General features: G+C 71.1%; 9 protein-coding genes and 1 pseudogene. 6 read left to right on the forward strand and 4 right to left on the reverse strand.

Annotation, left to right across the window (positions count from 1 at the left end; genetic code table 11):
- The first annotated feature begins 61 nt into the window (after positions 1-61).
- The 3 genes from ACWGJB_RS17360 to cofC are packed head-to-tail and all read left to right on the forward strand — an operon-like array spanning position 62 to position 4,697.
- Positions 62-1,216 carry an acyl-CoA dehydrogenase family protein gene (locus ACWGJB_RS17360; RefSeq protein WP_453380995.1) on the forward strand — a complete coding sequence of 385 codons (1,155 nt, stop codon included), beginning with the start codon at positions 62-64 and terminating at the stop codon, positions 1,214-1,216.
- Between the two features lie 2 nt (positions 1,217-1,218).
- The gene (locus tag ACWGJB_RS17365; protein ID WP_453380996.1) at positions 1,219-3,819 is read left to right on the forward strand and encodes a bifunctional FO biosynthesis protein CofGH; all 2,601 of its coding nucleotides are present in this window, start codon (positions 1,219-1,221) and stop codon (positions 3,817-3,819) included.
- Positions 3,816-4,697 (forward strand): 2-phospho-L-lactate guanylyltransferase, encoded by an 882-nt coding sequence (gene cofC / locus ACWGJB_RS17370; RefSeq protein WP_453380997.1) that lies wholly within the window; start codon positions 3,816-3,818, stop codon positions 4,695-4,697. Before ACWGJB_RS17365 ends, cofC begins: the two co-directional genes overlap by 4 nt.
- Before the next feature lie 73 nt (positions 4,698-4,770).
- Here cofC and ACWGJB_RS17375 read toward each other — a convergent pair whose 3' ends face one another.
- The 3 genes from ACWGJB_RS17375 to ACWGJB_RS17385 form a co-directional block, all read right to left on the reverse strand.
- The gene (locus ACWGJB_RS17375) at positions 4,771-5,229 is read right to left on the reverse strand and encodes a MaoC family dehydratase (protein WP_319752698.1); all 459 of its coding nucleotides are present in this window, start codon (positions 5,227-5,229) and stop codon (positions 4,771-4,773) included.
- 84 nt (positions 5,230-5,313) lie between these two features.
- The gene (locus tag ACWGJB_RS17380; RefSeq protein ID WP_453380998.1) at positions 5,314-6,537 is read right to left on the reverse strand and encodes an acetyl-CoA C-acetyltransferase; all 1,224 of its coding nucleotides are present in this window, start codon (positions 6,535-6,537) and stop codon (positions 5,314-5,316) included.
- Between the two features lie 117 nt (positions 6,538-6,654).
- A complete protein-coding gene (locus ACWGJB_RS17385; RefSeq protein ID WP_319752742.1) occupies positions 6,655-7,557 on the reverse strand; it encodes a LysR family transcriptional regulator in 903 nt (300 codons plus the stop codon).
- Between the two features lie 475 nt (positions 7,558-8,032).
- Between ACWGJB_RS17385 and ACWGJB_RS17390 the strand changes: the two genes are divergently transcribed.
- The 3 genes from ACWGJB_RS17390 to ACWGJB_RS17400 all read left to right on the forward strand — a co-directional run bounded on the left by ACWGJB_RS17390 (position 8,033) and on the right by ACWGJB_RS17400 (position 11,594).
- A complete protein-coding gene (locus tag ACWGJB_RS17390; RefSeq protein WP_453380999.1) occupies positions 8,033-9,574 on the forward strand; it encodes a 3-hydroxyacyl-CoA dehydrogenase in 1,542 nt (513 codons plus the stop codon).
- A gap of 214 nt (positions 9,575-9,788) precedes the next feature.
- Positions 9,789-10,574, forward strand: a complete 786-nt coding sequence (locus ACWGJB_RS17395; protein WP_388416965.1) for an electron transfer flavoprotein subunit beta/FixA family protein — start codon at positions 9,789-9,791, stop codon at positions 10,572-10,574.
- A 57-nt stretch (positions 10,575-10,631) separates the two neighbouring features.
- Positions 10,632-11,594 (forward strand): electron transfer flavoprotein subunit alpha/FixB family protein, encoded by a 963-nt coding sequence (locus tag ACWGJB_RS17400; RefSeq protein ID WP_453381000.1) that lies wholly within the window; start codon positions 10,632-10,634, stop codon positions 11,592-11,594.
- Positions 11,595-11,764: 170 nt separating this feature from the next.
- Here the strand turns inward: ACWGJB_RS17400 and ACWGJB_RS17405 are convergent.
- Positions 11,765-12,322: pseudogene (locus ACWGJB_RS17405) on the reverse strand (serine/threonine-protein kinase); the annotation flags it as partial.
- Positions 12,323-12,727: the final 405 nt, after the last annotated feature.

Consider the following 12,727-nt stretch of genomic DNA (forward strand, 5'->3'; position numbering starts at 1 on the left):
CGCACCGTTCGGACCACCCGATCCACCCGGCCGCCCGATCCCCTTCGGAAAGGCGACAACCATGAGCGCGAACCCCTTCATCGAATCCGAGGATCAGGAGCAGTTGCGGGCCACGGCCCGTGCGGTGATCGCACGTCACGCTCCCCAGCGTGACGTGCGGATCTGGGACGAGGAGGGCTCCTACCCCGAGCACCTCTACCGCGAGATCGCCAAGCTGGGCTGGTACGACATCGTCGCGGACGACGAACCCCTCGAGGGCATGGCCGGCCTGCTGATCGCGCTGTGCGAGGAGGTCGGGCGGGCGAGTTCGGACCTGGTCGCGCTGCTGAACTTGAACATCAGCGGGATCCGCGACCTGATCCGCTGGGGCACCCTCGAACAGCAGGAGAAGTACGCCGAGCCCGTGCTGCGCGGCGACGGCAGGTTCTCCATCGCGGTCTCGGAGCCGGACGTCGGCTCGGACGCGGCGAGCGTGTCGACGACGGCGGAACGCGTCGAGGGCGGCTGGCTGCTGAACGGGCAGAAGACCTACTGCGAGGGTGCGGGGATCCCGGGCACGGTGATGGAGCTGTTCGCGAAGACCGGCGACAGCGGCCGCAAGCGCGACGACCTCGCCGTCTTCCTGGTCCCCTCGGACCACCCGGGTGTGGAGATCCGCCGGATGCCGGCCCTGGGCCGCAACATCAGCGGGATCTACGAGGTGTTCCTCCACGACGTGCTGGTCCCCGACGAGGCCCTGCTGGGCGAGCCGGGCCAGGGCTGGCAGATCCTGAAGGAGCGGCTGGTCCTGGAGAGGATCATGATCAGCTCGGGGTTCCTGGGCAGTGTCGGACAGGTCCTGGACATGACGGTCGAGTACGCCAACGAGCGCGAGCAGTTCGGGAAGACGATCTCGTCGTACCAGGGTGTGACGCTGCCGCTCGCGGAGATGTTCGTCCGCAAGGACGCGGCCCGCTGCGCGGTGCAGCGGTCGGCGGCGTTCTTCGACGCGGGCCTGCCGTGCGAGACAGAGAGCACGATGGCCAAGTTCCTGTGCGGCCAGATCTACGCCGAGGCGTCGGCGCTGGCGGTGCAGCTGCAGGGCGCGTACGGCTACGTCCGCGACCACACGCTGCCGATGCACCACTCGGACGGGATCATCGCCCGGGTCGTGGCCGGACCGCCGTCGGTGCAGCTGAACTTCATCGCGCGGTCCATGGGCCTGCGAGCCCACTGACCATGCACGAGCGTCCACGTGAGGAGACCGCGGTGACTTCCACACCCGTACGCCGTGCCCTGGCCAGGGCCAGGGCGGGCAAGAACATCGACCGCCGGGAGGCGGCGGCCCTGCTCGGGGCGCGCGGCGACGACCTGGCCTCGCTGTGCGAGGTCGCCGGGTCCGTGCGCTCGGCGGGTCTCCTCGACGCGGGGCGGCCCGGCATCGTCACCTACAGCAGGAAGGTGTTCGTACCGCTGACCCGGCTGTGCCGGGACCGGTGCCACTACTGCACGTTCGCGACCACCCCGGGCCGGGTCGAGGAGGCCTACCTCACGCCCGGGCAGGTCCTCGACATCGCCCGGGAGGGAGCCCGACTGGGCTGCAAGGAGGCCCTGTTCACGCTCGGGGACCGTCCGGAGGCCCGGTGGAAGGCCGCCCGGGAGTGGCTGGACGTACACGGCTACGAGGACACCCTGGCGTATGTGCGGGCGATGGCGATCCTGGTGCTGGAGGAGACCGGCCTGATCCCGCATCTGAACCCCGGGGTGATGAGCTGGACGGAACTGCAGCGGCTGAAGCCCGTCGCAGGGTCGATGGGCCTGATGCTGGAGTCGACGGCACGGTCGCTGTGGGCGGAGTCGGGGGGCTGCCACTACGGGTCCCCGGACAAGGACCCCGCGGTGCGGCTGCGGACGATCGAGGACGCCTCCCGTAGCAGTATCCCCTTCACGACGGGGATCCTGATCGGTATCGGCGAGAGCGCCGAGGACCGGGTCGAGTCGATCCTGGAGATCCGCCGCATCGCCCGGCAGTACGGGGCGGTCCAGGAAGTGATCGTGCAGAACTTCCGGGCCAAGCCGGACACGGCCATGAAGTCGGTGCCGGACGCGGACCTGGAGGAGTACCTCGCGGCGATCGCGGTCGCGAGGATCCTGCTGGGGCCGAAGATGCGGATCCAGGCCCCGCCGAACCTGTCCGACCCGAACGAGCTGCGGCTCCTGCTCGCGGCAGGCGTCGACGACTGGGGCGGCGTGTCACCCCTGACACCCGACCACGTCAACCCGGAACGGCCCTGGCCGCAGCTGGAGCGCCTCGCGGAACTCACCGCCGGAGCCGGACTCGAACTGCGTGAACGCCTCGCGGCGCAGCCGGAGTACATCCGTGCGGGCAGCCCGTGGGCGGACGCCCGCGTCCAGCCGCACCTGCGGGCACTCGCCGACCCGGACACCGGCCTCGCCGCCGACGTGCTGCCGGTGGGCAGGCCGTGGCAGGAAGCCGCCGAGGCCGTCTCGTCCGGGCGTACCGACCTGCACACCGCGATCGACCGGGAAGGCCGCCTTACCACCGCGCGCGGTGACTTCGACAACGCGTTCGGCGACTGGCAGGTCCTTGCCGACCAGGTCAGCAGCCTCCCCACCGGGGCCGGCACGAGTGCGCCGGAGCGCCTCGACAGCGACGTCGCCGACGCCCTGCGGGCGGCCGAGCGAGACCCTGCGGGCATCACGGACGCGCAGGCGTTGGCGCTGGCCCATGCGGACGGTCCGGAGCTCGACGCGATGTGCCGGCTGGCGGACCAGGTCCGCCGGTCCGCAGTCGGTGACACCGTCACCTACGTGGTCAACCGGAACGTCAACTTCAGTAACGTCTGCTACGTCGGCTGCCGGTTCTGCGCGTTCGCGCAGCGGGAGACCGACGCGGACGCCTACCGGCTGTCGCTGGGCGAGGTCGGCGACCGGGTCGAACAGGCCTGGGCCGTGGGCGCGACGGAGGTATGCATGCAGGGCGGTATCGACCCGGCCCTGCCCAGCAGCGTCCACCACGACCTCGCCCGCGCGGTCAAGGAACGCTGCCCCGACATGCACCTGCACGCGTTCTCCCCGATGGAGATCATCAGCGGCGCGTCCCGGATGGGGATCTCCGTGTCCGAGTGGCTGGCCGGGGCGCGCGAGGCGGGGCTGGACTCCGTGCCGGGCACCGCGGCGGAGATCCTCGACGACGAGATCCGCTGGATCCTGACCAAGGGCAAGCTCCCCGCCGCGGAGTGGATCCGGGTGGTGAAGACCGCGCACGGACTGGGGATCCCCACGACCGCGACCATGATGTACGGACACGTCGACGAGCCCCGGCACTGGGTCGGGCACCTGCGGACGCTGGTCGACATCCAGCGGGAGACGGGCGGGTTCACCGAGTTCGTACCGCTGCCCTTCGTGCACCACTCCTCCCCGATCTACCTCGCCGGGATCGCCCGGCCGGGCCCGACCCACCGGGACAACCGGGCTGTCCACGCCCTCGCGCGCCTGCTGATGCACGGGTACATCGACAACATCGAGTGCTCGTGGGTCAAGCTGTCGCCCGAGCAGTGCGAACAGATGCTGCGCGGGGGTGCCAACGACCTGGGCGGGACGCTGATGGAGGAGACCATCAGCCGGATGGCGGGCTCGACGAACGGGTCGATGAAGACCATCGCGGACATCGAGGCCCTCGCCGCAGCGGCCGGCCGGCCGGCCCGGCAGCGCTCGACGACCTACGGCCAGGTCAGCGCGGAACGCGCGGAAGCGGCCCGCCGGTTCGACACGGAAGTCCACCGGGTCGTACCCCTGAGTGTCGGATTCGTACGATGACCACCGGCCGGCACGACCACGGCCACGCGGACGGGGGTGCGGACGGCCGGGCCCACCACCCGGCCGGCATGGGCGGACACCGCGACAACCGTGCGCGCTCCGAAGTGCGTTGGGCCGTTGTCATCCCGCAGAAGGACCTCCGCCTGGCGAAGAGCCGCCTCGCACTCGACTCCCGTGACCGACAGCGGGTCGCGAGTGCCCTGTTCCGCGACACCGTGGCCGCCGCGCGGCACACGCCCGGCGTGTCCACGGTGATCGTCGTGGTCGACCGGATCCAGGACCTCGAACCCGTCGCCGGCCTCGGTGTCGGACACGTCCTCGGGACCGGCCAGGGTCTCAACGGAGCCCTGCGCCAAGGCGAACTGACCGCCCGCGCCGGAAATCCCGGGTGCGGTGTCGCCGCGCTCCCCGCCGACCTGCCGCTGATCGAACCCGCGGTCCTCGCCGGGGCCCTGGCCGAGGCCGGCGCCCATGACCGGGCGTTCCTCCCCGACGCGGACGACGAGGGCACCACGCTCCTCACCGCGCGTCCCGGACACGCGCTCGGTCCGGTCTACGGAAACGGCTCCCGCCGGGCCCACCGCCGCTCCGGCGCCGTCGAACTGACCGAACCCGGCCTCGCCGCGCTGCGCTACGACCTCGACTGTCTCGCCCACCTCGCCCTCGTGCCACCCCTGGCACGACACACCCACCTCTCGGACGTACTCGCCCATCTGAGGCCCGTATCGTCGCTCGTGGATGCTTCGTACCTCCCCGACGTCTTCGGCCGTCCCGCGCCGCCGCCGGACCGTGACGGCGCGGGTGACGGACAGGTGGCCGGGTTCGCGGCCGGGGGCGCAGTTCTGCCGGGCGTCGCACGTCACCCGCCGGAGGCATAGGAACGAATTTGGCGGCCAGAGGAATCGAGGGTGCCTGGCCGCCAAGGTCGTTGTTGTCCGGGGAGGGCTCTCTTTACGGGTAGTAGTGCGTGAGGGACTCCGCGACGCAGGCGGGCTTGTCGGATCCTTCGAGTTCGAAGGTGAAGGCGCGGTGCACCTGGATCCCGCCCCGGCTCACCTCGCGAACTTCGGTGATCTCCGCGTGCAGGCGGATCCTGCTGCCGACCGGCACGGGCGTGGGGAAACGCACCTTGTTCACACCGTAGTTGAGGGCCATGCCCACGCCGGTGACCTGGAGGAGCTCCGCCACCATGGGGATGCCCCAGCTGAGCACCATGTAGCCGTGCGCGATCGTGCGCCCGAACGGGCCTTCGGCCGCGCGCTCGACGTCGGTGTGGATCCATTGGCCGTCGCCGGAGACCGCCGCGAAGGTGTCGATGAGCGCCTGGGTGACTTCCCTCCACTCGGAGTGTCCGAGGTCGCGGCCGGCCAGCTTCGCGATCTCCGGTATGCCGTTGACGGTCAGTGTCACGATGGACTCCGGTTTCCTTGGCTCAGTGCCTCGTTGGATGACGGCCGGCCATCGGCCGACCGGTGCCTACGGTCCGGTGGGGCGTCAGCCGGTGATGTGTTCGAACACCGCGGCCAGGCCCTGGCCTCCGCCGATGCACATCGTCTCCAGGCCGTAGCGGATCCCCCTGCGGTGCATCTCGCGCACCAGGGTGGCCAGGATCCGGGCACCGGTCGCCCCGACGGGGTGGCCGAGCGAGATGCCGGAGCCGTTGACGTTGATCCGCTCGTGGTCGGCGTCGGTCAGACCCAGCACCCGTGTGCAGGCCAGTACCTGGGCGGCGAAGGCCTCGTTGAGCTCGATCAGGCCCATGTCGGTGAGCGAGAGCCCGGCCCTCTCCAGGGCCTTGCGGGTGGCAGGCACCGGGCCTAGCCCCATGGTCTCGGCAGGCACCCCGGCGCGGGCGAAGGACACCAGTCGCACCAGCGGGGTCAGGCCCAGCCGCTGGGCCGTGGCGCGGGTGGTCACCAGGCACGCGGCCGCCGCGTCGTTCTGACCGCTGGCGTTGCCCGCGGTGACGGTCGCCTCCGGGTCGGACCTGCCCATGATCGGCCGGAGCGCGGCCAGTTGCTCCGCCGTCGTGCCGGGGCGGGGATGCTCGTCCTCGGTCACGGTGACCTCGCCCTTGCGGGTGCGCACCGCGACGGGGACGATCTCGTCCTTGAACAGCCCGGCCGCCATGGCGGCCGCGGTGCGCTGCTGGGAGCGCACCGCGAGGGCGTCCTGGTCCTCGCGGGAGATGGAGTACGCGCGGCGGAGGTTCTCCGCGGTCTCGATCATGCCGCCGGGGACGGGGTGGTTGACACCGCCGGCGGTGGCCCGGCCGCGCGCCAGCGAGTCGTGGAGTTCGAGGCTCGGCGTCTTGATGCCCCACCGGCCGTCGTGGGTGTAGAAGGGGGCCGCGCTCATGACGTCCACCCCGCCCGCGACGACCACATCGCTGAAGCCGCTGCGGATCTGCATGGCGGCGTCGAGGACGGCCTGGAGGCCCGATCCGCAACGGCGGTCGACCTGGATGCCGGTGACCGAGTCGGGCAGCCCCGCGTCGAGGGCGGCGACCCGCCCGATCGCGGGGGCGTCGGAGGTCGGGTAGGCGTGTCCGAGGATCACCTCGTCGATCCGCTCGGGGTCGATCCCGGTGCGGCCGACGATCTCGGCGATGACGAGCGCCGCGAGACCGGCCGCCCGCTGGCCCGCGAGCGCGCCGCCGAAGCGGCCGATCGGCGTTCGCAGCGGCTCGCAGATGACGACATCGGCTTGTTCGGACATGCGACTGCCTTTCCCTGGTGGGGGAAGTTCTACGGCGGAACCGTTCCCGTCGAGCCTCGCACTCCGACACCAAGAAGATCCAATACCTGATTCACGTCAGACTCGGACGGAAATCGTCTAGGTGCTCAGGGTGGGGGTCGGCAGGGCGTCCTCGGCCACGGCGAGGACCGAGTGCAGCGCGGCCGACGGATTGTCCGTACGCCAGGCCAGCGCCGCCTGGAGCCGGATGGGAGGCCCGGCCAGCGGGCGGTACACCAGGCCGGTCTGCTGGACGTGCAGGCAGGACGTCAGGGTCAGCGTCACCCCGACCCCGGCGGCCACCAGCGCCAGGATGGTGTGGGAGTCCGGAGCCTCCTGGACCACCCGCGGCGTGAACCCGGCCGTGTCGCAGACCTGGAACGTCGCGTCGCGCAGGCTGGACCCGGCGTTGGCGGGGAAACTCACGAAGGGCTCCTCGCCCAGGGCGGCGATCGGGATGCGATCGCGCTGGGCCAGGGGATGGTAGGAGGGCAGCGCGCAGATCATCTCCTCCTCTCCGATGACCCGCAGTGTCACGCCCGGGGGAGTGGCCGAAAGCCGTACGAAACCGAGGTCCAGCGAGCCCTCCGCGACGCCCGCAAGGGCCGCGTTGGCGTAGGTCTGCCCCTTCAGGACCAGCTCGATGCCGGGGTGGACGGCCCTGACGGCCCGGGTCAGCCGGGGCAGGCTCTCATGGCTGGAGGCGCCGGCGAAGCCCACGGTCACCTGCCCGTACTGGCCCAGCCCGGCGGCCCTGGCGGCCCGTGTGGCCAGGTCGAGGTCCTTGAGCACGGTACGCACCGGCTCCAGGTAGGACTGGCCGGCGCTGGTGAGCTTGACCGAGCGGGTGTTGCGCTCGAAGAGCTGGACCCCCAGCTCCTTCTCCAACTGCCGGATCTGCTGGCTCAGCGGCGGCTGGGCCATCTGGAGCCGCTTGGCGGCGCGGCCGAAGTGCAGCTCTTCGGCGACGGCTACGAAGGCGACCAGGCGGCGCAGTTCCATGGTGGTTCCCACTGTTCTGACTCCGGGACGAATCCCGGTCATTCATCGAATGAACGTCTCAAAGCGTGTGCCATTTAGTATTGGACATTAATGGATTACGGCTGGCACCGTAAGACCGTCCGCCCAACCGCTCCGCGCAGGACCGGCCTGGCGACATGTGACGGGCGTTCTGGCGTGGCACACCGGCGGACACGTCCGTCCGCCTCGGACGGCGGCCGTTCGCGCGGACTTGCGTCTCCCAGAGCGGAGCAGTCAGGCCGACGGCGGTCCGAGGGGTGCGTCGGCGGTGGGTGGTCACCGCGCCCGGGCCACGATGTGTCGGGTGTCACCGCGGCCCGGGCGCGGGAGGCAGGGAGGGCGGGCGTTTCCACCGGCGGCTGCGGACCGCAACGACCGGGTCAGCAGGACGGATCCGGCTCCCGCACCACTGGAGCGGGCGCGGAAATCCGAGAACCGAGAGGGAGGCGAGATCCACATGCGAATCAGGATTGTCGGCGCCGGTGCCATGGGCCGCGGTATCGCCCAGTGGGCGGCGGTCGCCGGCCACACCGTCGAACTCGCCGATGTACGGCAGGAGGCCGTGGGCGAGGCCATCGGGTTCGTCAGGCGCATGCTCGAACGCGCCGCGCAGAAGCAGCGGATGACCGATGAGGCCGCCGGAGCCGCTGCGGCGCGGCTGCTCCCGGTGGACTCGCCGGCCGCGCCGGGCGACGACGTGGAGCTCGTCATCGAGGCAGTCCGCGAGGACCTGGCCACCAAGACGGAGCTGTTCCGGCAGCTGGAGGACGTCCTGCCCGCGGGTGCGATCTTCGCGACCAACACGTCCTCGCTGCCCGTGACGCAGATCGCGTCGGGACTCCTCGATCCGTCCCGCCTCTGCGGCCTGCACTTCTTCAATCCCGTGCCGCTGATGAAGATCGTCGAGGTCATTCCGGGCGCGCTGACCCGCCCCGAGATCCCCCAGACCCTCGTCGAACTGGTCCGGGGTACCGGACACGCCGCGGTAGTCGCGTCGGACACCCCCGGCTTCCTGATCAACCACGTCGGCCGCGGCCTGCTCACCGAGGCCTTCGCGCTGCTGGAGGAGTCCGTCTGCGACACGACGGGCATCGACCGCATCGTCCGCGACGTCCTCGGACTGCGCATGGGCCCCTTCGAGCTGATGGACCTGACCGGCCTGGACGTGACCGCCGCGGTGACCGACTCCATCTGGCAGGGCTTCTGGCACTCCGACCGGCTGCGCCCCTCCTACCTCGCTCCCAACCGGGTAGCGGCGGGCCTGCACGGCCGCAAGACCGGGCGCGGCTTCTACGCGTACGGGCCCGGCATCCCGGCCCCCGCCGACCTGCCGGAACAACCGGTCACCGGCGATGCCGACCGGCCGGTGTGGGTCGCCGGCGAGAGCCGGGACAGCGACACTCTGCGCACGGCGCTCAGCGAGTCGGGGGCGGCCCTCGAAAAGGCATCCGCGCCCTCGGCGCAGGCTCTCGTGCTGTCCCCGGTCTGGGGAACGACCGTCGCCTCCGCGATCGCCGAGGACGGTCTGCCGGCCGAGCGCACGCTGGGCGTCGACCCGCTGTCCCTCACCGCCCGTCGCCGGGTGCTGTCCATGACCCCGGCGTCCGACGAGACCGCGGTGCGCGACGCGCGCGCGGTGCTGGCGCGGGCCGCCGGCGGTGCGGCGGCCGTCCCGGTGTCCGTCGTGCGCGACACGGCGGGCTCGGTCGCCCAGCGGGTGTTGGCGTCGATCATCTCGGTGGCGGCCTCCGTCGCGGAGCGCTCCATCGCGGCCCCCGGCGACATCGACATCGCGGTCACGGCGGGACTCGGCTATCCCGTCGGCCCGTTGGCCTGGGGCGACCGCATTGGGGCCCAGCGCCTGCTCGCCCTCCAGGAAGGGCTCCACCGCAGCACCGGTGACCCGCGGTACCGGCCGACCCGCTGGGTCACCGAGCGCGCGCATCTCGGCCTGCCGCTCACCGAACCGGGCGCCGTCCCGCCGATCGCCGGCGCCTGAGGCAAGCGCCCCCCCGCACCGCCCTCGGGAACGGATCGCTGTGGCCCGCGCGGCCGAGCCTCCTCCGACGGGCCCGACGCCGGCCGCCGAACGCCGAACGCCGAACGCCACCCACGGCCAGAGCCCTGTCGGACCGGACGGCGGAGTACGGCCCGCGCCCCCCGGCACGACGAACGAATCGCACGGCAACGCACAAGCAGAAGGAAGAACAGTCATGCCCCTGAGGATCGCGGTGTGTGTGAAGTACGTGCCCGACGCGACCGGCGACCGGCACTTCGCCGACGACTCGACGGTCGACCGTGAAGACGTCGACGGTCTTCTCTCGGAGCTCGACGAGTACGCGGTCGAGCAGGCCCTCCAGATCGCCGACGAGTCGGACGACGCGGAGATCACCGTACTGACGGTGGGGCCCGAGGACGCCAAGGAGGCGCTGCGCAAGGCGCTTTCCATGGGCGCCGACCGCGCCGTCCACGTGGAGGACGACGACCTGCACGGCACGGACGCGCTGGGCACCTCGCTCGTGCTCGCCAAGGCCCTCGAACACATCGGCTACGACCTCGTCGTCTGCGGCATGGCCTCCACCGACGGCGCCATGGGGGTCCTGCCCGCACTGCTGGCGGAGCGCCTGGACGTCCCCCAGGCCACCCTGCTGTCCGAGGTCTCGGTGGCCGACGGTCAGGTCACGGGCCGCCGGGACAGCGACGCGGCGTCCGAGCGGCTTCAGGCGTCCCTGCCGGCGGTCGTGTCCGTGACCGACCAGTCCGGTGAGGCCCGCTACCCGTCGTTCAAGGGCATCATGGCGGCCAAGAAGAAGCCGGTGGAGTCGCTCGACCTGTCGGATCTCGGCATCGACTCCGACGAGGTGGGCCTCAAGGGCGCCTGGACCGCGGTCGAGGCGGTGGCCGAGCGCCAGGCCCGCACCGCAGGCACGATCGTCAATGACGAGGGCGAGGGCGGCAAGCAGCTCGCGGAGTTCCTGGCGGCCCAGAAGTACATCTGAGTCCAGCCGACGCCCACCCGCCCACATCCTTCTTCTTCCTTCGCAGGAGACACGTCCATGACTGACATCCTCGTCTACGTCGACCACGTCGACGGAGCCGTGCGCAAACCCACCCTCGAACTGCTCACGCTGGCCCGCCGCTTGGGCGAGCCGGTCGCCGTGTATCTCGGCGCCGGCGCGCAGGCCGCCGCCAAGATCCTGGGCGACAACGGCGCGGTCAAGGTCCTCGCGCACGACGCCCCCGAGTACACCGACTACCTGGTGGCCCCCAAGGTCGACGCGCTGCAGGCCGCCTGCGCCGCCGTGTCCCCGGCCGCGGTCCTCCTGCCCTCCTCGGCCGAGTCCAAGGAGATCGCCGCCCGCCTGGCGCTGCGCGTCGGCGCCGGCCTGGTCACCGACGCCGTCGACGTCGAGGCCGGCCCCGAGGGGCCGGTCACCACGCAGTCGGCGTTCGCCGCCGCCTTCACCACCCGCTCGCGCGTGACCCGGGACATCGCGGTCATCACCGTCAAGCCCAACTCGGCCCCGGTGGAGGCCGCCCCGGCCGCCGGCACGATCGAGGAGCTGGCGGTGGTTTTCTCGGACCAGGCGACCGGCACCACGATCACCTCGCGGACCCGGCGCGAATCGACGGGACGCCCGGAGCTGACGGAGGCGGAGACCGTCGTCGCCGGCGGCCGCGGTGTCAACGGAGCGGAGAACTTCCGGATCATCGAGGCCCTGGCCGACTCGCTCGGCGCGGCGGTGGGCGCGTCCCGCGCGGCCGTCGACTCCGGCTGGTACCCGCACGCGCACCAGATCGGCCAGACGGGCAAGAGCGTGTCACCGCAGCTGTATGTCGCGGCGGGTATCTCGGGCGCGATCCAGCACCGGGCCGGCATGCAGACCTCGAAGACGATCGTGGCGATCAACAAGGACGCCGAGGCACCGATCTTCGACCTGGCCGACTACGGCGTGGTCGGCGACCTGTTCGAGGTCGTGCCCCGTCTCACGGAGGAGATCCGGGCCCGCAAGGCCTGATCGCGTCGAAACCCGCGCACCGCGAGTGTGTGGACGACACCGAGGGGGAGCCTCTCCCGTTCGCCACATTCCCCTGAACCCCCGAAGGCACTGACGGCGACACCGCACATCGATCGGGGCAGAGTGTCATGGAGCGCCCAGTCCTGTGAACCGGCTTGTGGCATGGTCGTCACGTCCGCGGCGCAGGAGGCGGGGGAGCCGGTCCACTGCTCGGGGGCCATGTAGGACGGGGTTCCGGCCATACCCGCGCTGGTGCCGGCGTCCACCGCGATACCGAAGTCGACGAGCTTGGACGATCCGTCCGTCTCGACCAGGACGTTCTCCGGCTTGTAGTCGCGGTGGACGACGCCGATGCGGTGTGCGTCGGCGAGACCGAGCAGTGATCCCTTGAGAAGGACGAGCGCGGCCTCGGGATCGAGTGGCCCCTGACGGGTCAGCAGCGTCCGCAACGAGACACCGTCCACCAGTTCCATGACGATGGCGGCGCCCTGCGGGCTCTCCACGTACTCGTACAGGCCGGCCACGTACAGGCTCTGCAGTTCGCCGAGCAGGCGCGCCTCCGCCCGGAAATCGTGCACGAAACCAGGCCGCGTGCGCAGGGACTCGCTGAGGTACTTCACCGCGACCCGTACGCCGGTGTCCGCGTGCACGGCCAGCACGACACGACCGCTCGCACCCGACCCGAGTTCGAGAGAGTCGGTGTATCCGGGCACCACCCATGTGCTCACGTCATCCCCCCAGACGGCGTGCCGCCGTACCTGACCAACTCCCGAAGCGGCTGGACCATGCGTGCTTTGAGAGACACATTTTCAGCCGCGGCGGTTCCGGAACAGGACCGTACGGGTCCCTCCGTCGTCGGCGTGTGCGGTCGGGTCTGCCGGTGGCGACAGCGCAGTCAACCAAGGGCGCTCGCCCCTCGTCCCCATGGATGACCCGTACCGCTTCGCTGACCTTTGCCGCGCATCGCCTCGGCCACCCCCCCCGCACCATCACGAAAGAGGCCTGCATGCTCCGCATCCACTTCACGCCGCTCGACTTACTGATCATTTCAGAATGAGTTCGCTTGTGGGGCTTGGCAGTTGGGTCTCAGGGCGGCAGAGTTCTGCAGGTGTCAGATGATCTTGTGCCTGATG

The sequence above is a fragment of the Streptomyces sp. NPDC054813 genome (assembly GCF_053611365.1).